We start from the raw sequence: 20,569 nt of genomic DNA on the forward strand, positions 1-20,569 counted from the left end.
AAACGCAAAAAGCCCGGCCGAGAGGCCGGGCTTGTTCAAAAGATCGGTTGCTCCTGTCGGAAGGATCAGCCGATATGCGGGCTCCCGGTCGCGGCCGGGAACCTGTCAGCCAGGGCGCGACGGAGTTTTTCCAGGGCGCGGTTCTCGATCTGGCGGACCCGCTCCTTCGAGATGCCTAGGCGCTGACCCAGGGCTTCGAGGGTCGCCTGATCCTCAGCGAGGCGCCGCTCACGCAGGATGCGCAGCTCGCGCTCGGACAGGACCGTCAGGGCCTGTTGCAGCCAGCTGAGGCGCCGTTCGCCGTCGACCGTCGCGCTCACGGTCTCGTCCGGAAGCGCCGCACCGTCGACCAAAAAGTCCATGCGCTCGGAGGAGGCGTCGTTGTCCTCGCCGACGGGGGCGTTCAGCGACATGTCGGGACCTGAAAGGCGGGCATCCATCAGAGCCACGTCGTCGCGCGAGACGCCGATGGCGGTCGCGATGCGGCGATGGATCTCGTCGCCGACATGCTCCTCAGTGGATTGCATCAACCGGGCACGCAGCCGGCGCAGGTTGAAGAACAGCGCTTTCTGAGCCGAGGACGTTCCCCCGCGCACAATCGACCAGTTGCGCAGGATATAGTCCTGGATCGATGCGCGGATCCACCACGTCGCGTAAGTCGAGAACCTGACGTCCCTCTCCGGCTCGAACCGCGCCGCGGCCTCCATGAGGCCGACATGTCCCTCCTGCACCAGGTCTGCCATCGGCAGCCCGTAGTGACGAAAACGCCCCGCCAGGGCGATGACGAGGCGCATATGGGCTGAAATCAGACGGTGCAGCGCCCGCTCGTCGCGGTTGTCCTTCCAGCGGACGGCGAGGCCGCGCTCTTCCTCCCGGGCCAGGAAGGGCGCCTCCATGGCAGTCCGAATGAACTGCCGTCGAATTCCAGCGATATCAGCCATCCCGCCTGCCTCTTGTTGCCGAGTGCTGTCGCGGCGCCGAACGGAGCGTCCAACCCGCAGGGCGTCACCGAACGGCGGCGCCAGGCAACCGACAACGGAAGGCCAATCACGAAAGTTCCGCCACGTGCCTTCGCAGTGCGACAGGCCGATGGCCACGATTTCGTGTTTCACTAAGAAACATGGGATCTAACGTCGCGCCGTCCAGTCCCCTGTCTTCCGAGCTGCCGTGGAAAAGCGGGAGACGCGACCGATCCGGCGTGCCGGCACGAAAAAGCCCGACCCCAAGGGGCCGGGCTTTTTCTCATCGAAGAAACAGGGGCGCTTCAGGCAGCGACTTCCTGGATGTCATCGCCCTCACCTTCGGCCTCCGCCTCCGGCTCGGCCTCGCTCTTGGCGCGGCGTGGGGACTTGGCCAGGCTCTGTTCGATCAGCTTCAGCGCCTCGGTCTCGGTGATGCGGTTGACCGAGGAAATCTCACGCACGATCCGGTCCAGGGCAGCCTCGTAGAGCTGGCGCTCCGAGTAGGACTGCTCGGGCTGCGCCTCGGAGCGGAACAGGTCGCGCACCACCTCGGTGACGGCCAGCAGGTCGCCAGAGTTGATCTTGGCCTCGTATTCCTGAGCCCGACGCGACCACATGGTGCGCTTGATCCGAGCGCGGCCGGTCAGCACGTCTAGCGCCTTCTTTACCAGGTCCGGCTCGGCGAGCTTGCGCATGCCGACGGAGTTGGCCTTCGCGGTCGGGACGCGCAGAACCATCTTGTCCTTCTCGAACGAGACGACGAACAGCTCAAGTTTGTAGCCCGCGATCTCTTGCTCTTCGATCGCGGTGATGCGACCGACGCCGTGGGCCGGATATACGACGGCCTCACCGGTCTTGAAGCCTTGCCGGCCAACGGTCGTCGTCTTCTTGGCTGTGGTCATGCGAGAAGGGCCTCCACTGGCGCGCGATGCTCCGCACCGCGCAAAACCGTGTTCTTCCGGGCGGGATACCCGGTTTGCCTCGCCGTTCCCGGGATCCGTGCCCACCAGGCACAGATCCGGGCGTTCCCCGGCGCGGCCGTGCAAACACCGGAACACCCGCCGAAGTCACCCTCGGCGGTCGTTCGCGTGCCACTCCTCTAATTCACGAAAGCGAAAGGCATTTCGGCCTGAGGGAGCACGTCTGGCGCAAGCGACGGCAGGCGGATTGTGTATCACAATCCGGCGCACAGATCAAAGCATCCCTGAAGAAGCGCGCGCCATCCGGACGCAGCCTCGAAAGAGTTCTACACCGGCCAAGCCGGAGAGGAATGACCTGATCGCGGCTCAGGGCTTCGCTTGACGCAGGTCAAATGCGGTTTCGGCCATGATCCACAAGCGCCGAACGGGCCGAGGCTGGATCGCAACATCGTGAGGCGATCCGTGATCCTAGTTCTGCCCGCCCGTGTCCGCGTTTCGATCCGCCCTGGTCCTGGGCGACCTCCGCAGGGCATCAGGCTCTAGTCGCCCGAGCCAGGGTTGTTGGAGAAATGCGCCTCGAGCTTACCCGAGACGCCATCCCACTCCTTCGCGTCCGACGGCGCGTCCTTCTTCTGGGTGATGTTCGGCCAGCTCTTGGCGTAGTCGGCGTTCAGCTTCAACCACGTCTCGAGGTTCGACTCGGTATCAGGCTTGATCGCTTCAGCCGGGCACTCGGGCTCGCAGACGCCGCAATCGATGCACTCGTCCGGATGGATGACGAGCATGTTCTCGCCCTCGTAGAAGCAGTCCACCGGACACACCTCGACGCAGTCCATGTACTTGCACTTGATGCAGTTGTCAGTGACGACGTAGGTCATCGGCTGTCTTCGTCCTAAAAATTCTGTTCAGCCCGGGCGGAGCCTGGAAGGCCCGCACGCCCAGGCGGCGCTTCGATGGTGCGCCGCAAAACCTCGCGTCGAACCAAGTCTTTCGGAAGCCAAGGGCTCTAGACCCTGCCTTCCAGGCTGACAAGCGCACGGGTGTCCCAGGGGCCTGCGACCCGATCCGCGACGCACGGCTGTGGCGCCAGCTCATCACTCGGGTGGCTCGATCACCGTCTGTACGCCAGCCAAGTCCTCGTAAAGAGCCCGCGCCTCCGGGGCAGGTCCCCGCCGCTCACCGAGGGCGAGTACGCGCACGGCCAGGGTCGCGTGGGGAGCGGCCACAGTCACCACGTCGCCGATCACGATGCCCTTGGCCGGGTTCTCGGCTCGGGTTCCGTTCACCCGCACGAAGCCGTCTTCGGACAGGCGCGCAGCCAGGGAGCGGGTCCGCGCGAACCGCGCGAACCACAGCCATTTGTCGAGCCGCTGCCGACCCTCCCGCATCCGCGGGCGTCAGCGCTTCCCGCCGTCGCCGGCTTCGAGTTGCGCCTTGAGCGCCGCCAGCTTGGCGAAGGGCGAATCCGGATCCGGAGCCCGTTCGCGCCGCGGCGGACGCTGGTCGGGCCGCGGCGCCGCGTGGCGTTGCTCGGCGCTGCGCTGGTCGTCCCGGCGCTCGGGCCGGCCGCCCTCGAAGCGATCACGGCGAGGGCCGCGGTCGCGTCCGGTGCGGGGACCGCCCTCGTTGCCGGGGCGCTCGCCGCCTTCGGCCCGCCGGTGTTCGGGACGCCCGCCCTCCGGGCGGCCCGGACCCTGATGCTGACCCGGCTGCCCCGGCTGAGCGCCATCGCGTCCACGCCCCGCGCCCCGCGGGCGGTTCTGCGGCCGAGGATTGGCCGGCCGCTGATGGCGCTGCAGGCGCCACACCTCGATCAGCACCGGCTCCGCCGGGGTCTCACCCTCCACAGCCGCGGATTCATTCCCGGCGGTCTCGGATACGGTCTCGTTCGCTTCCACCACCTCGTGAGTCTCGGTGGTCGGACGGGTCTCGGATTCGGGTGCCTCGGCGGCCTGCGCGCCTTCGGCTGGGATCGCTTCCACCTCGGATTGCGGTGCGTCAGCCGCTTCCGGCAAGGTGTCGGCAGCAGCCTCGACGGGCTCAGCCTCCGCCATGGCTTCGGGAGCGGCTTCGGCTTCGGCTTCCGTTCCGGTCTCTGGAGCGGCGTCAGACTCAGCGTTTTCGGAGAGCGAAGTCTCCGCGACGGAGGTCTCCGCGGTCGCAGCCTGCGCGGCGGCGTCGGCCTCGTCTCCGGTCGCCTCGCCGAGGGAGCCGGGATCGGTTTCGCCGGTCTCGCTTGCCGGTGCAGTTTCAGATGGTGGGGTCACGACGACCGGCGCAGTCGCGGCCGCTGGTACCAGCGGCACCGTGATCGCGGGTCCGGGGCGGGCCTCCAGCGAGTAACCCAGAGACTTCAGGATCGAGGCGAAATCCTCGCCCGAACAGCCGACCAGCGAGGTCATTCCGACCGTGGCCACGAAGGCATCACCGTCGGCCGTACCCTCCGGCGCCGCGCCCGGTGTGGTACCGGGGCGATAGGCGATCGCCGGCCGAATCAGGTCGGCCAGACGCTCGAGGATGTCGACCCGCACCGCCCGCTCACCGCTGACACGGAAGCCGGCCGCCCGGTAGAGGCCCTTGGCGATCTCGCGATCGACCTTGATCGAGGTCCGGCCCGAGCCCGCGAGATGCGCGATCTCGTCCAGGCCGCGCTGGTCGAGGCCACCGTTACGGAGGGCCCACAGCTGTGCCGCAAGCGTCCGCGGCGCCGGCTTCAGCAGGGCCGGCAGGAAGATGTGGTAGGCGCCGAATCGCACGCCGTGCCGGCGGAGCGCCCCGCGCCCCTCCTGGTCCAGGCTGCGCATCTCCTGGGCGACCTTGGAGCGTTCCAACACGCCCAGAGCCTCGACCACCTGATAGCCAATACCCTTGGCGAGGCCGGTGAGGTCGCCGGCGGTCTCGAGTTCCATCAGCGGGCCGAGCAGGCGCACGATCATGGCCTTGAGCCAGGCATCGAGGCGCGCCTCGACCTTCTCGCGGTGCGCGCCAGTCAGGCTGTCGTCGGCCAGCAGCCGAATCTGCGGCGCGAACAGCTTCTCGCCGGGGGTCAGCTTCGCCACCGGGGCACCGGTCCAGCGAATCATCCCGTCATGCGCGAGCACGAGGGTGGAATCGGCTGTCGCCGCGAAGCGGTCGGCCCGGGCCTCGATCTCCCCGGAGAGCGCCTTCTCGGCGGCACTCCTCAGAGTTTTGGCCTCGTGCCCCTCTGCGCTGGCATCCGGAACGAATAAAAATCCATGCAGGTGACCGACATGCTGACCCTCGACGGTGACGTCACCGTCGGCGGAAATTTGGGCTTCGAGCATCGTGTTCTCTCTCAGGCGCCGCATCAGGACGCTTGTGCGCCGGTCGACGAAGCGGCTCGCGAGGCGTTCGTGCAGGGCGTCTGACAGCCTGTCCTCTACCCGACGTGTCTCGCCCTGCCAATGTTCAGGGTCGCGCAGCCAATCGGGGCGGTTGGCCACGAACGTCCAGGTGCGTCCCTGGGCGATCCGCCGGGACAGCGTATCGATGTCGCCGTCGGTGCGATCGATCATCGCCATCTGCTCGGCGAACCACGTGTCGGGGATGCGTCCGGCCATGCCCTTCATGAGAAAACGGTAGAGCTGGGCCACCAGGTCGGCATGCACCTGCGGGTGGACCTTGCGGTAATCCGGAACGCCGCAGACGTCCCAGAGCCGCCGCACGGTGGAAGCGCTCCGCGCCATGTCGCGGATATCGTCCTCGCGCATCAGGATCTCGAGGGCCTGCTGGTCCTGGCCCATCGGCGCCCGGGTCAGACCTGACTCGCGCGGATGCTCGTCGAGGCTCGCCTGGAGCGCCTCCAGGGTGCCGAAGCTGAGGTCAGGGTTGCGCCATTGCATGATGCGCAGCGGGTCGAAATCGTGATTCTCCAACCGCTCGACCATCTCGGGCTCAAAGGGCGGGCAGCGCCCCGTGGAGCCGAAGGTCCCGTCCGAGAGATGGCGTCCTGCGCGGCCGGCGATCTGGCCCATCTCGGCGGGCGTCAGCTTGCGAAACCGGGTGCCGTCGTATTTCCAGTTCGCCGCGAAGGCGACGTGGTCGACATCGAGGTTGAGCCCCATCCCGACCGCGTCGGTGGCCACGAGGTAGTCGACGTCCCCGGCCTGGTACATCTCGACCTGGGCATTGCGGGTCCTGGGCGACAACGCCCCAAGCACCACCGCGGCACCCCCGCGCTGGCGTCGGATCAGCTCTGCGATGGCGTAGACCTCCTCGGCCGAGAAGGCGACGATCGCGGTGCGCCGGGGCAGGCGCGACAGCCGCTTCTCCCCCGCGAAGGTGAGCTTCGATAGCCGCGGCCGAGTCGTGGTGTGGACGTTCGGAATCAGTGCCTGGACCAGCGGCAGCATGGTCGAGGAGCCGATCAGCAGCGTCTCCTCACGGCCGCGCACGTAGAGCAGGCGGTCGGTGAAGACGTGGCCGCGATCCATGTCGGCTGCGAGCTGGATCTCGTCGATGGCGACGTAGGCCACGTCGAGGTCGCGCGGCATCGCCTCGATCGTGCAGATCCAGTAGCGCGGCCGGTCTGGCTTGATCTTCTCTTCTCCGGTCACGAGGGCGACCTTCTCGGGGCCGACCTTGGCGACCACGCGCAGGTACACCTCCCGGGCGAGCAGCCGCAGGGGCAACCCGATCATGCCGGTCGGGTGCGCAAGCATCCGCTCGATCGCGAGATGCGTCTTGCCGGTGTTGGTCGGTCCGAGGACCGCCGTCACGCCGCGGGCACGGGCGTCGCGCGGCAGGGACCGGCGGGGGAGGGGGCGGAGCGGCGCGTCGATGGTCGGCGGTTCCTTCGGACGGGAAGGCCGGCGCGGCGCCGTCATGGCGCGGGCTGGAGGTCTCGTACGGCCGGTCGCGTCATGGACGATAGGGCCGCCTCGGTCCTCCCCCATATGGGATATCACCTGGGTCGCTGCCAACCTGCGGCATAATCAGCGGATCGACCACGATCTGCATGGCTGGCGATCCAGGCTGGGGCGCGACATCCGCGCAGAGGGTGTCGGGGACCGAGACCAACGGGCCATGCCGCGGCGGCCGGTGCTTGATCACCTGCGCCGACGAGAAGGCATCGCCGCCGCAGCCGGGATCGCCTGATCCGGCGCTCAGGGGCTGGGCCGCCGCCGGTCCGACGAGGGCCACGGCCCCGACAATCAGGGTGACTTGAAAGCGGTGTAGGGCCATGGGCCGATCATCGTGGGAACATCAAAACAATTCGTGTGCGGCGGCCAGCCGGTTAGCAGGCCGCACAATCCCACCCATCCTGGAACGCCCTCGAAACGCCAGACCACAATCCTCAGCCGCGTTTCGAAGGCTGCAACTGATTCACTCGGGGACGGGAACTCACGGATTCCAGACCGGACACGCCAGGTCGCCCAGCCAAAGCGCGGGCAGGTTCGAGACGCCCGGCAAGGAACAGCCAAGCCGTCAAAGCCATAGGGGCTAACCGGAAATGCACCAGCCACTACGATCAAATGATCAGGTCCAAGCAGGCTGATTTTATCGATAAAGATTTTCAAATTTATAATTATAGTCCCGATATATGCAGGTATGAAGTGTGATATGAGTTCTCAATAGCGCCATCTGAGCTGTGACTTTACGATGAAATTTCATCCTATTCGGCTTCGCGCGCCGATGTCGATAAACGGGGCACTATTCGAAATGGGAACGATCCGTGCGTAAATCGTGAATGCCGCGGCTGACATTTCCGCGCCTTGATCGAACCGCGGAAAAGAGTGGCGCGCCCTTCCGACATGCATAGATTATCGATTGAATAGTTGCCGCCGAGCGGCCAATGGTGAGCATAGGGCTCATTATACAAATACGACAGAATTTTATCCGCCATTTGTTCGAATGAAGGCCTGCCAGAGCCACCGGAGCGCGCAAGCGCTGCCGGAATTATACGCGCTTCCGCTTTCGACGGGCGTGCTCTATTAATGAAACGCTATATTTCTCGCTCTGTGGCGAGTGTGCTGGGTTCATAGGTGGATCGAGCTTTGAATTCTAAAATCTAAGATGTCGAGGCCGGCGGGAATGAGTACTGCAGGGAAAACTGTTTCGGTCGTTATAGCCACCTATAACGGCTCGGCGTTTATCCGCGAGCAGCTTGAAAGCGTCATCAATCAAACCATCAAGCCGATTGAGATTATCGTCGCCGATGACGGGTCGAGCGACGAAACGCTAGACATCGTCAGGTCGATTGCGGCTCGTTCGGCGGTGGCCATCAAAATCAAGATCAACGACAGCAATCTCGGATTTCGCGACAATTTTCTGATGGCGGCTTTGTCCGCCAAAGGGGACTTCGTAGCCTTCTGTGACCAGGATGATATTTGGGATCTGGAGAAACTTGCTTGCGCAGCGCACCATTTTGACAACAAGAATATTTCGTTGATCGTTCACGCCGCTTCAAGTCTCGATCAAGCAACTGGTAAGCTGGTAAAATTTACTCAGGGCATCGAGCGCACGGGAGTGAAGCCGCCGCTGAGTTACGATCCCTGGTTGACATTCTTCGGCTTCTCGATCGTGTTTCGTCGGGAATTGTTGAGCCTAGCCAATATCGAGGGCCGATTCCGCGACTTCATAGTCCCCAAAGAAAAGATTGCACACGACAGATGGATCGTTTTTCTCGGCCAAGTCGTGGGCGAGACTGCCGAGTTCGATAAGCCGCTCGTGACGTACCGCCAACATTCGACAAATCTATTTGGCGATGGCCGACGCAGTCAAAAAACGAGAGGCTACGACCCAATCAAAGAATTCGACGTTTATATCTCTGCGACCGCCGATATGGTCGAAGTGATCCGCAATCTCCCAACTGAGACCGAGGTCACCTTTCCGCTTTTCGACCGCAGGAAAGCGATCGATTTTTTCCAACGGGCACTTCATCAGCTCGAGCAGCGCAAGCGGGTTTACATCTCGCGCAACAGGCGCCGGGGTTTGTTGGCCGTGGTCGGTAACATCCGATCGGGGGTTTACCGGTCCGTCCACCGCGATGACATTCGATGGCGCTCGATCGCACGCGATCTCAAGTACTGCGCGATACGGTCGTAGGCGGCGCTGCCGGACCCGCGGGTTACGGCAGCACCGCGGGCAATCCTAAATAGCCGAACACCGCGCGCAGGACCCGATGTTCGAGCGCATCGCCGGCCTGCTCGCCCCGCTCCCCGGCGGCATCCACCATGCCCCGCACAAGCGCGAACAGGTCGCCCGCGGCAATCTCGATCGCGACGGGCGGGTCCGGGTTCGAGGCGTGCCAGCAGGGTCAGGAACGCGTCCGAGATCGCCCGGTGGACCGCGTCAAGGCTGTCGGCCGGCTGGAGCCGGTTCTCTTCGCGGTCGAGCAGCAACGCGAGACGTGGCAGGGACATCTGATGGGCGACGGCCGCCTGCACGATGCGCCGCAGTCCGAGTTCCGGCGTCGCCGCCTCGGCCGCGGCGTGCACCGCGGCGATCAGCAGGCCGGTCTCCCGCGCGACCAGGGCCGCGGTCAGCGCGTCCTTGCCGGGGAAGTACTGGTAGACCGACCCGACCGAGACGCCGGCCCGCTCGGCCACGGCATTGGTCGTGTAGCCGGCCAGCCCGCGCTCCTCCAGAACGCGAGCCGCGCCTTCGAGGATCGTCCGCACCGTCTCGGCAGACCGCGATTGTTCCGGGTTTTTCCGGGGCTTGAGCAGCGGCCCGCGCGCCGTCCGGGCGGTCATGAACGCGAGTTCGCCGCTGAGCCGCCCGGGGGCATCATCGCCGCGTCCCAACCGACCCGCGGAATGAAAGAACGCATGTCCCACCAGACCTTCAACCCCAAACTCACCGTCTTCATGCTGGTGAAGACCTCGCCCGAATGGCTCGCGATGTCGATCGACGATCGCTTCGCCCGGTTGCGCGAGGTGTTCGAGCCGATCCTGCGCCGCCACGCGGATTCCGTGACGCTGCGCTTCTACGACGCCGAATTCTACACGGCTCGCGTCACCGACCTCTGGGTCTGGGAGGCCAGCGAGCATCATGCCTACGAAAGCGTCGTCGAAGCCTTGCGCGAGACGCCGTTCTGGGACCGGTGGTTCACGATCGTCGAGATCATCCCGGCGGTGGAGAACGCCTATGCGACCCATTACGACCGGGCGCCCCTGGCCGCGTGAGCGGGCAGCTTCAGTCGGCACCTTCGACAAGCACGACCTCGCCGATACCGGCGGGCAGGCGTTTCGCCTTGGCCGCCTGGTATTCCGGCGAGAAATAATAGGCCCGCGCGGCGTCGTAGGAATCGAATTCCAGCACGACGTTGCGCGGCCGGGCCTCGCCCTCCAGCGCCTCGCTACGTCCGCCCCGCACCAGGGGCCTGGCGCCGTGAAGCCGCATTGCCGCGGAGGCCATCTCGGCATACGCCGCGTAGGTCTCCGGATCGGTGACCGTCATCCGGACGATGATGTAGCCCTTCGCCATGGTTCTGCATCCTCTCTGCCGCGGGCGCACGGGGTGCCCGGAAAGAGGCCGCCGGTCAAAGATGGATCGCGGTGTTTGGCGCTATTGCCCGGGCAAACTCGCCTGCGCGACGCTGGCCCCGGCCGTCCCGGCGGCAGCGCCCTGGGTCCAGCGCGTCGCCTCGATGATGTTGGTACCGATGGTGGTGAGCACCGAGATGCGCAGCGGGACGAGCGCCCGCGTGCCTTCGACCGGGGCGAGCCAGACCGACATCTCGCGGTTGTCCTCCATGAACTTCACCCCGGGTCGATCCGGCCTGTGGCCGGCCACCGCCTGATAGCGGGCCGTGCAAACCAGAACCGGGCCGGCATAACCAGGTTTCTGCACCGCGCGGGTCTCGGCGTAGCTCAGCACCACGTTGAACCGGGTCGCACCGTCGAACACCGGCAGGCTACGATTGCAATTGGCTGGATCGAGCAACTCGCCCCGGCCCTGTGCTGGCATCAGCAGAGCGCTCACCGGATCCATGATGCCGCGCTTGTGGTCGGCCGTGATCGGCACCCGGTCCTGCATGTCGACGAGGGGGGGCGTGATCTCGGCCTGCACGACGTTGCCGTGCGCCAGCGCCATGCGCACCGCGATCCCGGAACTCGCCGTGTGCGTGGCGATCGAGAACGCGCCGGGCTGCGGCGCCGCCGAGAAGGTGCCTGACGCCCGGGCCGAGCCCCTGCCGCCGGTGATCGCCCCGACCAGCCCGGTCAGCGTCGCGGAGACATCCATCAGGTAATGGTCGCGCTCGAAGCTGCCGGCGAGCCGGGCGGTGCCGATCGGCAGGCCCGCGAGGTTGATGCTGTAATCGACCGTCACCGTGGCGGGGGCGGCTGCGGCGTTCCGCTTCGCGCGCCGGGCGGCTTCGGCCGGGGCACCGAGCGTCGCGACGGCGAGCACGGTCCCGAGAATGCGCATCGTCAGCGGCTTGATCGTCCGACGGACAGGCGTGGCGCTCATGATCCGGATCGCATCCCAGGGGAACTTGGGCCAAGGGTGCCGCGCGGGACGATCCCGTACGACAGGCTCTCGACGCTCGGTGCAGGCGAGGCGCTGGCCTTCTTCGAGCAGATGCCTGTTATATCCCGGCCTCGTGGTTAACAGACCGTTGGGCGGCCGCCCCGGACATGTCCAGGCGGTACGGAGCTTGACGCAACGGGTGCAGGTCGCCTATAGGCTCGCGCCTTCAACGGGACTCCGCTGGACCTGGAATACGTATCGGGCGACGCCCGCTGCGACGATGATCGCGCCGCTTGCGATCGGGTCTTCTCAGGCGGAACGAGACGGGAATTTTAGTCATCATGGCGCGCCGCTGCGAACTCACCGGCAAGGCCGTTCAGGTCGGCCACCTCGTGAGCCACTCGAACCACAAGACCAAGTGCCGGTTCCTGCCGAACCTGTGCAATGTCACGCTCCAGTCGGACGCGCTCGGCAAGCGGGTGCGCCTGCGCATCACCGCGCACGCTCTGCGCTCGGTGGAGCACCGCGGAGGCCTCGACGCCTTCCTGGTTAAGGCCGGCGAGGGCGACCTGTCGCAGACCGCCCGCCTGCTGAAGCGCGAGATCCACAAGAAGCTCGCCGAGACCACGGCCGTCGCGGCCTGATTTCGGGCGCGCTGCGCCTTTCACCGATCGGACGACATAAACCGCCGCGGCAGGCCATGCCGCGGCGGTTTATGCTTGCCTGCGCGGGGGCGTCATCGCCTATCCGGGTGCACGCGCAATTCGTGTCAGCCATTGGCGGATCTCCGTCTGCTGCGTGGGCGTAAGGTCGTTCAGCATCTCGGCCTCCAGCGCGTAGACGTGCCGCTTGGCGGCTTCGAGCATCGCCTCACCGGCCGCGGTCAGCGTCAGGGTCTGGATGCGGCCGTGGACCCGGTGCCGCTCCCGTACGACGAGGCCGGCCTTCAGCAGATTCGCAACGATGACGCTCATGGTCTGCGGCGTCACGAGTGCGAGGCGGGCGAGATCCGCGCTGCTATGGCCTGGATAAGCAGCCAAGATCGTCAGGACTGAAAACTGCGGCAGCGTCAGGCAGATGCCGCTCAACCGCTGCTCGACACGCTGCCTGTGTGCGTGGGCCGCCTGCCGCAAGAGGTAGCCGAGATGCCCATCAAGGCCGCGCTTGCCTTCGCCTGCCCGCGGCAGCTCACCCATGACCCAGCCTCTTGGCGCTTATCAGAGTTCTGATATGTTGTTCGTGCTCTGATTTTAGCGCGAATGGTGGGAGGGCGCACGATGTCCGATGTCGAACCGTCTGACGACGCGGGCTTTTCGTACGACCTGTTCAGGACCGGGTTACCGGCGGCTCACGCCGCGCTTCTCGCCCTCGGCAAGGCCGTCGATGAGGCGGGTCTCGACAAGCGCCTCAGCGAGATCGTGAAGATCCGCGTGTCGCAGATTAATGGATGCGCGTTCTGCGTCGGCTTCCATCTCGACACGGCCCGCCGGCTCGGCCTTGCCGAGCACACCCTCGATCTGGTTGCGGTCTGGCGCGACAGTCCGGTCTTCTCTCCGCGTGAGCGCGCCGCCCTGGCCTGGGCCGAGCATCTCACACGCATGGCCGATGGGGCGGCACCCATGGCCGAACAATCGCCGTTGTTCAGCCGGGACGAGATGCTGCTCCTGACCGTCGCGATCGCCAACATCAACGCCTGGAACCGCATCGCGGGGGGCCTGCATTTCGCGCCGCTCGCCCGTTCGATGAGCTGAGGGCCATGCCGATTCGCCTTGCTCCCGAACAGCTGACGTATTTTGCGGCCACACCTCTGTCCGGACCCGACGACCTCGTCGCGCGCTGACGACGCCAGACCCAAGACTCTATCGCCACGGCCTCGTCGCCGGCGCGCTCCGCGCCAACATCGCTGTTACCGATCGAACCTACCGGACCCCGTGGCGCCGGTCGGAAGCCGAAAGTCCGTTACCCCGTCCCGGAATCCAAACACGGCCAGACGAGATGGCTGTGGAGTCGGGGCCTTACCCCGACGCCCTCCCGTCAGCGCCGTCCGCCGGCCGCACGCAGGGCGCGGCCTACCGGGGCCGGCGATCCGTTCTCCTCGAACAGCTCGGCGAGCTTCTCGGTCATGGCGCCGCCCAGCTCCTCGGCGTCGATGATCGTCACGGCCCGACGATAGTAGCGGGTCACGTCGTGGCCGATACCGATGGCCAGAAGCTCCACCGGCGAACGGGTCTCGATCTCCTCGATCATCCAGCGCAGGTGCCGCTCCAGGTAGTTGCCGGCATTGACCGACAGGGTCGAGTCGTCGACCGGCGCGCCGTCCGAAATCACCATCAGTATCTTGCGCTGCTCGGGGCGGCCGAGCAGGCGCTTATGCGCCCAGTCCAGGGCCTCGCCGTCGATGTTCTCCTTCAGGAGACCCTCGCGCATCATCAGCCCGAGATTCTTGCGGGCCCGACGCCACGGCGCGTCCGCGGACTTGTAGACGATGTGGCGCAGGTCGTTCAGGCGGCCGGCGTTCGGCGGCTTGCCGGCGGCGAGCCAGGCCTCGCGGCTTTGGCCACCCTTCCAGGCCCGGGTCGTGAAGCCCAGGATCTCGACCTTGACGCCGCAGCGCTCCAGCGTCCGCGCCAGGATGTCGGCGCAGGTTGCAGCCACGGTGATCGGACGCCCGCGCATCGACCCCGAATTGTCGAGGAGGAGCGTGACCACGGTGTCGCGGAAGTTGGTGTCCTTCTCCTGCTTGAAGGAGAGCGGCTGGTAGGGATCGATGACGACGCGGACGAGCCGCGCCGGATCCAGCTGGCCCTCCTCGAGGTCGAAGTCCCAGGCCCGGTTCTGCTGCGCCAGGAGGCGGCGTTGCAGCCGGTTGGCGAGGCGGCCGACGACGCCCTGCAGGTGCGAGAGCTGCTTGTCGAGGTAGCTGCGCAGACGCGACAGCTCCTCGGCGTCGCACAGCTCCTCGGCGTGAATGATCTCGTCGAAGCGGGGGTTGAACACGCGGTATTCCGGCCCGCGGGCCTCGTTACCCTGGCGCTGGGGCGGCTTCGATGCCTCCGAGGCTTCCTCGGATTCCGCATCCTCGGCCTCGTCGGGTAATTCGCCGGACGGCGCGTCGGCGGATTCCTGAGCGCCCTCCTCGATCTCGTCGGAGGCTTCCTCCGAGGTCTCGATCTCGGCACGCTCGCCCTGGCTCTTCTCCTCGGAATCGCCCTCGCTCGGGTTCTGCTCGTCGTCCTGGGCGTCGTTCTCGTCGTCGTTCTCGTCATCCTCGGAGTCGAACGGCGTCTCGTCCGACATGTCGAGGGAGGTCAGCAGGTCACGCACCGAACGGGCGAACTTGCGCTGGTCCTCGATCGACCCGATCAGGCCATCGAGGTTGGGGCCGGCCTTGGCCTCGATATGCGAACGCCACAGCTCGACGATCTTGGCGGCCGCCTCGGGGGGCTGCTGCCCGGTGAGGCGCTCGCGCACCATCAGGGCGACGGCGTCCTCCATCGGCGCGTCGGCCCTGTCCGTGATGGTCTCGTACTTGCCGCCGCGATGGTAGCGGTCCTCCAGCATCGCGGTGAGGTTGCTGGCGACACCGGTCATCCGCCGTGACCCGATCGCCTCGACGCGGGCCTGCTCGACCGCGTCGTAGACCGCGCGGGCGGCGGCGTTCTCGGGAGCGAGCCTGCGGTGCACGGCGATGTCGTGGCAGCCGAGCCGCAGCGCCATGGCGTCGGCATTGCCGCGTAGCACCGCCACGTCCTGCGCCGAGAGCTTGCGGGGTGGCTCTGGCAGGCGGGCCTTGTCACCGGTGAGCGCCGGCCGGTCGGTGGCGTAGGTGACCTCGACTTCCGACCGGCGGGCGATGGCGCGCAGGCACCCGGCCACCGAGCGCTTCAGGGGCTCGGCCACGGATTCGCGGCGCTCGCCGGGCTTGCGGTTAGAGATGGACATGCGGGGCTACCGGTCGGCCTCGAATTCGAAGGGGCGATTCACGATGGCGTCCCCGTTGTAGGGACACTCCGCGGGCAGTGTTTCGAGCGAGCGCTTCATCGTGCGCGCGGCCCGGAGCTGACCAAGCCGATAGCGATCAGCGACAGCCTCGACGATGCGCGACTCAAGGCCCGAGTTCCTGTGCAACTGCGTGTTGATCCGCATCCGCTGCTCGGCGATCGTGCGCGACCAACTCAAGCTGCGCTTTTCGGGTCCATGGCCCCATTTGGGCACGTGGGCCAACGATACCTCGATCGCGCTCTCGAGCTTATCGGATTGTTCCAAGCCAACCTCACGCAACGCCTCGGCGACGTCGTCGAGGTCGAGTACGTCCACTTGGCGGGAACGGAGCAGTGCGACCCGCCCCTGAAACCAGATGAAGACATCGTCCGCATGGCACGCCCGACCCTTGGCATGCGAAGCCGCCGAAGCGTCTTCGCGTGTCCATGCCGGATGCGCCATCGTGTCCCCCATGCGGTTCAGCTCAAGGCGACGTTCATCGCGCTCTCGGGCAGCTCCTTGCCGAAGGCCCGCTGGTAGAACTCGGCCACGAGGGTCCGCTCCAGCTCGTCGCACTTGTTCAGGAAGGTCACCCGGAACGCGAAGCCCACATCCTTGAAGATGTCGGCGTTCTCGGCCCAGGTGATCACCGTGCGCGGGCTCATGACGGTCGAGAGGTCGCCGTTCATGAAGGCGTTGCGGGTCAGGTCCGCCACGCGCACCATCCGGTTAACGATGTCCCGGCCCTGGTCGCTGCGGTAGTGCAGCGCCTTCGAGAGCACGATGTCGACCTCGCGGTCGTGCGGCAGGTAGTTCAGCGTGGTCACGATGGACCAGCGATCCATTTGGCCCTGATTGATCTGCTGGGTGCCGTGATAGAGGCCCGAGGTGTCGCCGAGCCCGACCGTGTTGGCCGTGGCGAACAGCCGGAAGGCCGGGTGCGGGCGGATCACGCGCTTCTGGTCCAGCAGCGTCAGCCGGCCCGACAACTCCAGCACGCGCTGGATCACGAACATCACGTCCGGGCGGCCGGCATCGTACTCGTCGAACACCAGGGCGACGTTGTTCTGGAGCGCCCAGGGCAGGATGCCATCCTGGAAGGCGGTGACCTGCTTGCCGTCCTTGAGCACGATCGCGTCCTTGCCGACGAGGTCGATGCGCGAGACGTGGCTGTCGAGGTTGATCCGGATGCAGGGCCAATTCAGCCGGGCCGCGACCTGCTCGATATGGGTCGACTTGCCGGTGCCGTGGTAGCCCGTGACCATCACGCGGCGGTTGCGCGCGAAGCCGGCCAGGATAGCCAGCGTCGTCTCCCGGTCGAAGATGTAGTCCGGATCGAGATCGGGGACATGCTCCTCGGGCTCGGCATAGGCCGGGACCTTGAGGTCGAGGTCGATGCCGAAGACCTCGCGGACGGAGACGGTGCGATCGGGCAGCGCGGCGGGCGTGTCGTCAGAGAGCATTCGGAACCTCGTGAGGCGCGGCGGCTCCGGCCCGAAGGAAGGGAGCATCCGCGCGGAAGAACGTCGAGCCGGGCATCCGCCGCGGGGCGGACTCAATCCTTAAACGGCGGCGCGGTGCGGCGCCACCAACCGGCATGAACCCCATATAGGGTCCCGCCCGGCAATTTGCCTTATCCTAGAGCGATCACCGTCGAAGGGGATGCCTGTGGGGCCTCACGGCGCTCAGGATTGCATCGTTCGTGCCGCTGTCAGCAGAGTCCGGCGGCGCGCAAGACGTCATGGGCGCGAATGATGTCGCGCAGACGCTCCTCGAACGAGCGGTCGCCGCCATTGGCGTCAGGGTGGAAGCGCTTCACCAGCGCCTTGTACTGCGCCTTGATGGCCGGCCCGTCCGCCCCCTCCTCGAGGCCCATGACGTCGAGGGCGCGGCGTACCGTGGCTGTGCGGCGGGGTTTCTCCGGCTCCGGCTGGCTGTTGCGCCGACGTCCGTCGCCGACGCCCGCGCCGCGCAGGATGCCGAGCGGATCGACGTAGGCCCAGTCCCGGGTCGGCTCCTCGGCCGGCTTTCCCTGACCCGCGGGGTTCACGCCCATCGCCCAGGTCGGGCGGTGCCCGATGATCGCGTCCTTCTGGTAGGCTTGGACGGCGGCATCGTTCATGCCGTCGAAGTAGTTATAGCTCGCGTTGTAGGCGCGGACGTGATCGATGCAGAACCGCCAGTACTGGCCTTCCGCCTTCCGGCCCTTCGGGGCGCGGTGCGGGCCCGGCCGGGTGCAGCCCGGGCTCTCGCACAGGGCCTCGGCCGCGGGCTTCGGCTCGTCGCAAGACGGTTTCCTGATCCGGATGCTGTCGAACAGGCGCGAGTTGAGATCCATGACGGGCCGATTATGAGGGGGCAAACCGGAGACACAAGGGCACCGGGCCTGATGACGCATGCGTGGGATCGGGCTTGACGGATGCCGGCGACGTGAGGTGAGGGCAGGATGACTGACGGGACTGGTGAGGACGGCACCCTTCGGGGCTGGATGGAGGCGAAGCTGCGCGCGGAACTCGCGCCGGCGCACCTCGATGTAATCGACGAATCGCACCTGCATGCGGGCCATTCCGGCGCGCGGCCCGGGGGCGAGACCCATTACCGGCTCGACATCGTCGCATCGGCGTTCGAGGGCAAGAGCCGTGTGGAGCGGCACCGCTTGGTCAACGCGCTCATGGACGACGCCTTTAAGCGTGGGCTGCACGCCTTGGCCTTGCGCGTCCGGACCCCGGCCGAGGCCGGCTGAAGCCCGGTGTCGCCGGTCCGGCGCGGTCGATAAGACGGTACGAGGGATATGGCGACCGTGGTTCCGGTGCGCATCCGAGAGATCACCGGTTTCCCACGTGCGCGGGTGCGCTGGCACACAGGCCGCTGCCATATGCCAGCCTCGTACCGGAGTTCATCATGTCCCTGCGGGTGAACGCACGGATCGCCATCGCGGACGACGAGATCGAGCTGTCCTTCATGCGTGCCTCCGGGGCGGGCGGACAGAACGTCAACAAGGTCGAGACCGCGGTCCAGTTGCGCTGGTCGGTCCTGGCCTCCCCCTCGGTCGACGAGCGGGTCAAGGCGAACCTGTACAAGCTCGCCGGCCGGCGCCTGACCAAGGATGGCGTTTTGATCCTGTCCGGGCAGCGGCACAGGACCCAGGAGCGCAATCGGGCCGACGTGCTGCAACGGCTGGTCGATCTCGTGACCGAGGCGGCTAAGCCGCCGCCGCCCATCCGTCGCGCGACGAAGCCAACCAAGGGCTCGAAGGAGCGGCGCATCGGCGCCAAGAAGAGCCGTGCCGTGGTCAAGCAGGGGCGCGGCAGCTATCGGGATTCCGACGGCTGAGCCGGCCCGCTGCCGGTCAGGCTGAGCGGCTGGGGCGGCTTCACGTCCTTGACGTGCCGCGCTCGCTCACGCCGAGCGAGCCGCGGCCTCCGCGGCGAGCGATCTAGTGGATCGCGTCGATCACCTCCGCCTTCGGGCTCGCGTCGGGGGCGGGCGACGAGCCGGCGACCAGGGTGCTTCCCGGCTTGGCGATGGTGAGCGCGATCGCGATCAGCGCCAGGATGGCCGCGAGGCCGGCGGGGAACAGGAAGGCGGATTCGCCGTAGCGGAGATCGAGCAGGCCGCCCAGCACGGCGCCGGTGCTGAGACCGGCCCAGAGCGGCGCCTGGATCCAGAACGACGGGGCCACCGTGCCGAGGAGCAGGTTGGCGCAGCCCGTCCCGAACCGCACCACCGCGCCGGTCACGTAGGTCAGCGCCAGCGAGCGGCCGCCTTCATCCTGAAGCGTCGCGTTCTGCAGGCCCAGAGCCAGCACGATCGGGTAGGCGTGCAGCGGATAAGCGAAGGTGCCCCAGGGCATCAGCAGTCCGCCCGCGAGCAGCAGCGCCTGGAGCGTCAGCAGGACGGCCAGCCGCCAGCGCCCGACCCAGGCGGCGATCAGCGTGCCCAGGAAGGCGCCGAAGCAGAACAGGCTGATCGTGCTGGCGACGCGGGTGACGTTCTCCCAGTCGCCGTTGGAAACCGCCACGCCGAATCGGGTCGTGTTGCCCGACATGAACGACATGAACAGCTGCGAGAATTCCAGGAAGCCGATGGAATCGGCGCAACCCGCCAGCAACGCCAGCGCGATGGCGAAGGAGATGCGCGTCCGGGGATCCGCTGGGAAGGACCGGTCCGCTGGCAGGTCGGGCTTGCGCTCCGGTGCGCGCCCATCGTCCCTGCCGCCGAAATCCGCCATGCCAATCCCCGATCCCATCGCCGCAGGTCATGCGGCCGACAGACAATGGACGAACAGCCAAGCAGTTTCATGCCGGGGGAATCATCGGCGTGTGCGGTGCAGCACGACGACTCGGCCCTGCACCGGCCGGCCGCCTTCGCGCCGCACATCGGCTTCGTACAGCCGTAAGACCTCCAGGCCCGCACCGGAGGCCGCCGCGGTGACGTGGGCGTCGGCGTGGGCGTAGCGCCCGTCCGCCCCCAGGACGCCGTCGTCGCCGTCATGAGACTGCACCGTGAAGGCGGCCAGGCCCCCGGGCCGAAGGACGCGGGCGACCTGCTTCAACACAGGCGCGAGATCCGCCACGTAGATCAGCACGTCCGCCGCCAGGCAGAGGTCGGCGGATTCCGACGGCTCGGCCCCCAGGAAGGCGGCCAGGTCGCCCTCGGCCACGCGGTCGTAGAGCGGCTGGCCGTTCTGCATCTTGGTCCGCGCCAGCGCCAGCATGCCGGGCGAGAGATCGACCCCGGTGAGGTGCCCGACCCGGTCGCGGATCGCCGCGCCCATCAGGCCTGTGCCGCAGCCGAGGTCGAGCGCCACATCGAACCGCTCCGGCTCCGGCGGCAGGGCGTCGTGGACCAGTTGGGGGCCGATATAGCCCAGCCCGTCCACCAGGTGGCGCTCGAAACGCGGGGCGTAGCCGTCGAACAGGGCCCGGACATAGGCCGGCGACAGGGCCGGCAGGTCGCCGCCTTCCCCCAGGCGGACGAGGTGCGCCCGCACGCCGAGGGTATCGTCGGGGTCGATGTCGAGGGCACAGGCATAGGCCCGGGTCGCGGCCGCTCGCAGGGCCGGGTCGTCGCCCCGGACGGCCAGCCCCTCCCGGGCGCGGCCCAGCACCAGCCAGGCCGGCGCGTAGCGGGGTGCGATCTCCAGCGCCTGCTCGGCGAGGTCGGCCGCCCCGGCATGGTCGCCATCCGCCAGGCAGGCCTCGGCGTAGCGATAGCGGCGGTCGGCGAGGAGGTCACCGGAACTGTGTTGCGTGGCCATGCGTCTGC

The 20,569-nt window shown here is 67.0% G+C and carries 20 protein-coding genes and 1 pseudogene; 6 read left to right on the forward strand and 15 right to left on the reverse strand.

Annotation, left to right across the window (positions count from 1 at the left end; all coding sequences use genetic code 11):
• Window positions 1-65 precede the first annotated feature (65 nt).
• From ACYQPG_RS07480 to ACYQPG_RS07500, 5 genes are all read right to left on the reverse strand, one after another.
• Entirely contained in the window at window positions 66-941 is an 876-nt protein-coding gene (locus ACYQPG_RS07480; protein WP_007559662.1) for an RNA polymerase factor sigma-32, read from the reverse strand.
• Between the two features lie 323 nt (window positions 942-1,264).
• Window positions 1,265-1,864 (reverse strand): CarD family transcriptional regulator, encoded by a 600-nt coding sequence (locus ACYQPG_RS07485; RefSeq protein ID WP_147906310.1) that lies wholly within the window; start codon window positions 1,862-1,864, stop codon window positions 1,265-1,267.
• 557 nt (window positions 1,865-2,421) lie between these two features.
• The gene (gene fdxA / locus ACYQPG_RS07490) at window positions 2,422-2,760 is read right to left on the reverse strand and encodes a ferredoxin FdxA (protein WP_461230651.1); all 339 of its coding nucleotides are present in this window, start codon (window positions 2,758-2,760) and stop codon (window positions 2,422-2,424) included.
• A gap of 216 nt (window positions 2,761-2,976) precedes the next feature.
• Window positions 2,977-3,270, reverse strand: coding sequence for an RNA-binding S4 domain-containing protein (locus tag ACYQPG_RS07495; protein WP_461230652.1), 294 nt, complete (start codon window positions 3,268-3,270; stop codon window positions 2,977-2,979).
• A 9-nt stretch (window positions 3,271-3,279) separates the two neighbouring features.
• Window positions 3,280-6,729: a helicase-related protein gene (locus ACYQPG_RS07500; RefSeq protein ID WP_461230653.1), complete on the reverse strand. Its 3,450-nt coding sequence runs from the start codon at window positions 6,727-6,729 to the stop codon at window positions 3,280-3,282.
• 1,207 nt (window positions 6,730-7,936) lie between these two features.
• On the opposite strand from ACYQPG_RS07500, the gene ACYQPG_RS07505 reads away from it, so the two are divergent.
• The gene (locus ACYQPG_RS07505; RefSeq protein ID WP_461230654.1) at window positions 7,937-8,950 is read left to right on the forward strand and encodes a glycosyltransferase; all 1,014 of its coding nucleotides are present in this window, start codon (window positions 7,937-7,939) and stop codon (window positions 8,948-8,950) included.
• 485 nt (window positions 8,951-9,435) lie between these two features.
• On the opposite strand, the pseudogene ACYQPG_RS07510 reads toward ACYQPG_RS07505, so the two are convergent.
• Window positions 9,436-9,600, reverse strand: a pseudogene (locus ACYQPG_RS07510) (TetR family transcriptional regulator); the annotation flags it as partial.
• A gap of 75 nt (window positions 9,601-9,675) precedes the next feature.
• Between ACYQPG_RS07510 and ACYQPG_RS07515 the strand changes: the two are divergent.
• Window positions 9,676-10,032 (forward strand): darcynin family protein, encoded by a 357-nt coding sequence (locus ACYQPG_RS07515; protein ID WP_461230655.1) that lies wholly within the window; start codon window positions 9,676-9,678, stop codon window positions 10,030-10,032.
• A gap of 10 nt (window positions 10,033-10,042) precedes the next feature.
• Here ACYQPG_RS07515 and ACYQPG_RS07520 read toward each other — a convergent pair whose 3' ends face one another.
• Both ACYQPG_RS07520 and ACYQPG_RS07525 read right to left on the reverse strand, forming a co-directional pair.
• On the reverse strand, window positions 10,043-10,333 hold the full coding sequence (locus ACYQPG_RS07520) for a DUF1330 domain-containing protein (RefSeq protein ID WP_147939049.1): 291 nt from the start codon (window positions 10,331-10,333) through the stop codon (window positions 10,043-10,045).
• 81 nt (window positions 10,334-10,414) lie between these two features.
• Window positions 10,415-11,278 carry a DUF3108 domain-containing protein gene (locus ACYQPG_RS07525; protein ID WP_461232433.1) on the reverse strand — a complete coding sequence of 288 codons (864 nt, stop codon included), beginning with the start codon at window positions 11,276-11,278 and terminating at the stop codon, window positions 10,415-10,417.
• Between the two features lie 383 nt (window positions 11,279-11,661).
• Between ACYQPG_RS07525 and rpmB the strand changes: the two genes are divergently transcribed.
• Window positions 11,662-11,964 carry a 50S ribosomal protein L28 gene (gene rpmB / locus ACYQPG_RS07530; RefSeq protein WP_147853769.1) on the forward strand — a complete coding sequence of 101 codons (303 nt, stop codon included), beginning with the start codon at window positions 11,662-11,664 and terminating at the stop codon, window positions 11,962-11,964.
• 99 nt (window positions 11,965-12,063) lie between these two features.
• Here rpmB and ACYQPG_RS07535 read toward each other — a convergent pair whose 3' ends face one another.
• Window positions 12,064-12,516, reverse strand: coding sequence for a MarR family winged helix-turn-helix transcriptional regulator (locus ACYQPG_RS07535; protein WP_147906318.1), 453 nt, complete (start codon window positions 12,514-12,516; stop codon window positions 12,064-12,066).
• Window positions 12,517-12,597: 81 nt separating this feature from the next.
• Here ACYQPG_RS07535 and ACYQPG_RS07540 point away from each other — a divergent pair, with 81 nt between their 5' ends.
• Window positions 12,598-13,071 carry a carboxymuconolactone decarboxylase family protein gene (locus ACYQPG_RS07540; RefSeq protein ID WP_419829094.1) on the forward strand — a complete coding sequence of 158 codons (474 nt, stop codon included), beginning with the start codon at window positions 12,598-12,600 and terminating at the stop codon, window positions 13,069-13,071.
• Window positions 13,072-13,354: 283 nt separating this feature from the next.
• Here ACYQPG_RS07540 and cobT read toward each other — a convergent pair whose 3' ends face one another.
• The 4 genes from cobT to ACYQPG_RS07560 form a co-directional block, all read right to left on the reverse strand.
• A complete protein-coding gene (cobT, locus tag ACYQPG_RS07545) occupies window positions 13,355-15,262 on the reverse strand; it encodes a cobaltochelatase subunit CobT (RefSeq protein WP_147906320.1) in 1,908 nt (635 codons plus the stop codon).
• Between the two features lie 6 nt (window positions 15,263-15,268).
• Window positions 15,269-15,775: a DUF29 domain-containing protein gene (locus ACYQPG_RS07550; RefSeq protein ID WP_461230656.1), complete on the reverse strand. Its 507-nt coding sequence runs from the start codon at window positions 15,773-15,775 to the stop codon at window positions 15,269-15,271.
• Between the two features lie 5 nt (window positions 15,776-15,780).
• Window positions 15,781-16,764 carry a cobaltochelatase subunit CobS gene (gene cobS, locus ACYQPG_RS07555; RefSeq protein ID WP_147939045.1) on the reverse strand — a complete coding sequence of 328 codons (984 nt, stop codon included), beginning with the start codon at window positions 16,762-16,764 and terminating at the stop codon, window positions 15,781-15,783.
• Between the two features lie 248 nt (window positions 16,765-17,012).
• A complete protein-coding gene (locus ACYQPG_RS07560) occupies window positions 17,013-17,639 on the reverse strand; it encodes a J domain-containing protein (RefSeq protein WP_147906321.1) in 627 nt (208 codons plus the stop codon).
• Window positions 17,640-17,747: 108 nt separating this feature from the next.
• Between ACYQPG_RS07560 and ACYQPG_RS07565 the strand changes: the two genes are divergently transcribed.
• Window positions 17,748-18,044 carry a BolA family protein gene (locus tag ACYQPG_RS07565; RefSeq protein WP_419829095.1) on the forward strand — a complete coding sequence of 99 codons (297 nt, stop codon included), beginning with the start codon at window positions 17,748-17,750 and terminating at the stop codon, window positions 18,042-18,044.
• A 158-nt stretch (window positions 18,045-18,202) separates the two neighbouring features.
• Window positions 18,203-18,634: an alternative ribosome rescue aminoacyl-tRNA hydrolase ArfB gene (gene arfB / locus ACYQPG_RS07570; protein WP_419829096.1), complete on the forward strand. Its 432-nt coding sequence runs from the start codon at window positions 18,203-18,205 to the stop codon at window positions 18,632-18,634.
• 103 nt (window positions 18,635-18,737) lie between these two features.
• Here arfB and ACYQPG_RS07575 read toward each other — a convergent pair whose 3' ends face one another.
• Entirely contained in the window at window positions 18,738-19,532 is a 795-nt protein-coding gene (locus tag ACYQPG_RS07575) for a YoaK family protein (protein WP_147906324.1), read from the reverse strand.
• Window positions 19,533-19,613: 81 nt separating this feature from the next.
• Window positions 19,614-20,561: a class I SAM-dependent DNA methyltransferase gene (locus ACYQPG_RS07580; protein ID WP_461230657.1), complete on the reverse strand. Its 948-nt coding sequence runs from the start codon at window positions 20,559-20,561 to the stop codon at window positions 19,614-19,616.
• Window positions 20,562-20,569 lie beyond the last annotated feature (8 nt).

The organism is Methylobacterium sp. CM6246, from assembly GCF_054818005.1.

What these genes read in the sequence shown, in the direction of transcription:
- ACYQPG_RS07525 (WP_461232433.1), bottom strand. Translation starts at nt 11,278, where the DNA reads ATGCGCATTCTCGGGACCGTGCTCGCCGTCGCGACGCTCGGTGCCCCG.
- ACYQPG_RS07495 (WP_461230652.1), bottom strand. Translation starts at nt 3,270, where the DNA reads ATGCGGGAGGGTCGGCAGCGGCTCGACAAATGGCTGTGGTTCGCGCGG.
- ACYQPG_RS07560 (WP_147906321.1), bottom strand. Translation starts at nt 17,639, where the DNA reads ATGGATCTCAACTCGCGCCTGTTCGACAGCATCCGGATCAGGAAACCG.
- ACYQPG_RS07535 (WP_147906318.1), bottom strand. Translation starts at nt 12,516, where the DNA reads ATGGGTGAGCTGCCGCGGGCAGGCGAAGGCAAGCGCGGCCTTGATGGG.
- rpmB (WP_147853769.1), top strand. Translation starts at nt 11,662, where the DNA reads ATGGCGCGCCGCTGCGAACTCACCGGCAAGGCCGTTCAGGTCGGCCAC.
- ACYQPG_RS07505 (WP_461230654.1), top strand. Translation starts at nt 7,937, where the DNA reads ATGAGTACTGCAGGGAAAACTGTTTCGGTCGTTATAGCCACCTATAAC.
- ACYQPG_RS07565 (WP_419829095.1), top strand. Translation starts at nt 17,748, where the DNA reads ATGACTGACGGGACTGGTGAGGACGGCACCCTTCGGGGCTGGATGGAG.
- cobS (WP_147939045.1), bottom strand. Translation starts at nt 16,764, where the DNA reads ATGCTCTCTGACGACACGCCCGCCGCGCTGCCCGATCGCACCGTCTCC.
- arfB (WP_419829096.1), top strand. Translation starts at nt 18,203, where the DNA reads ATGTCCCTGCGGGTGAACGCACGGATCGCCATCGCGGACGACGAGATC.
- ACYQPG_RS07520 (WP_147939049.1), bottom strand. Translation starts at nt 10,333, where the DNA reads ATGGCGAAGGGCTACATCATCGTCCGGATGACGGTCACCGATCCGGAG.
- ACYQPG_RS07480 (WP_007559662.1), bottom strand. Translation starts at nt 941, where the DNA reads ATGGCTGATATCGCTGGAATTCGACGGCAGTTCATTCGGACTGCCATG.
- ACYQPG_RS07540 (WP_419829094.1), top strand. Translation starts at nt 12,598, where the DNA reads ATGTCCGATGTCGAACCGTCTGACGACGCGGGCTTTTCGTACGACCTG.
- ACYQPG_RS07485 (WP_147906310.1), bottom strand. Translation starts at nt 1,864, where the DNA reads ATGACCACAGCCAAGAAGACGACGACCGTTGGCCGGCAAGGCTTCAAG.
- ACYQPG_RS07575 (WP_147906324.1), bottom strand. Translation starts at nt 19,532, where the DNA reads ATGGCGGATTTCGGCGGCAGGGACGATGGGCGCGCACCGGAGCGCAAG.
- ACYQPG_RS07580 (WP_461230657.1), bottom strand. Translation starts at nt 20,561, where the DNA reads ATGGCCACGCAACACAGTTCCGGTGACCTCCTCGCCGACCGCCGCTAT.
- ACYQPG_RS07515 (WP_461230655.1), top strand. Translation starts at nt 9,676, where the DNA reads ATGTCCCACCAGACCTTCAACCCCAAACTCACCGTCTTCATGCTGGTG.
- fdxA (WP_461230651.1), bottom strand. Translation starts at nt 2,760, where the DNA reads ATGACCTACGTCGTCACTGACAACTGCATCAAGTGCAAGTACATGGAC.
- cobT (WP_147906320.1), bottom strand. Translation starts at nt 15,262, where the DNA reads ATGTCCATCTCTAACCGCAAGCCCGGCGAGCGCCGCGAATCCGTGGCC.
- ACYQPG_RS07500 (WP_461230653.1), bottom strand. Translation starts at nt 6,729, where the DNA reads ATGACGGCGCCGCGCCGGCCTTCCCGTCCGAAGGAACCGCCGACCATC.
- ACYQPG_RS07550 (WP_461230656.1), bottom strand. Translation starts at nt 15,775, where the DNA reads ATGGGGGACACGATGGCGCATCCGGCATGGACACGCGAAGACGCTTCG.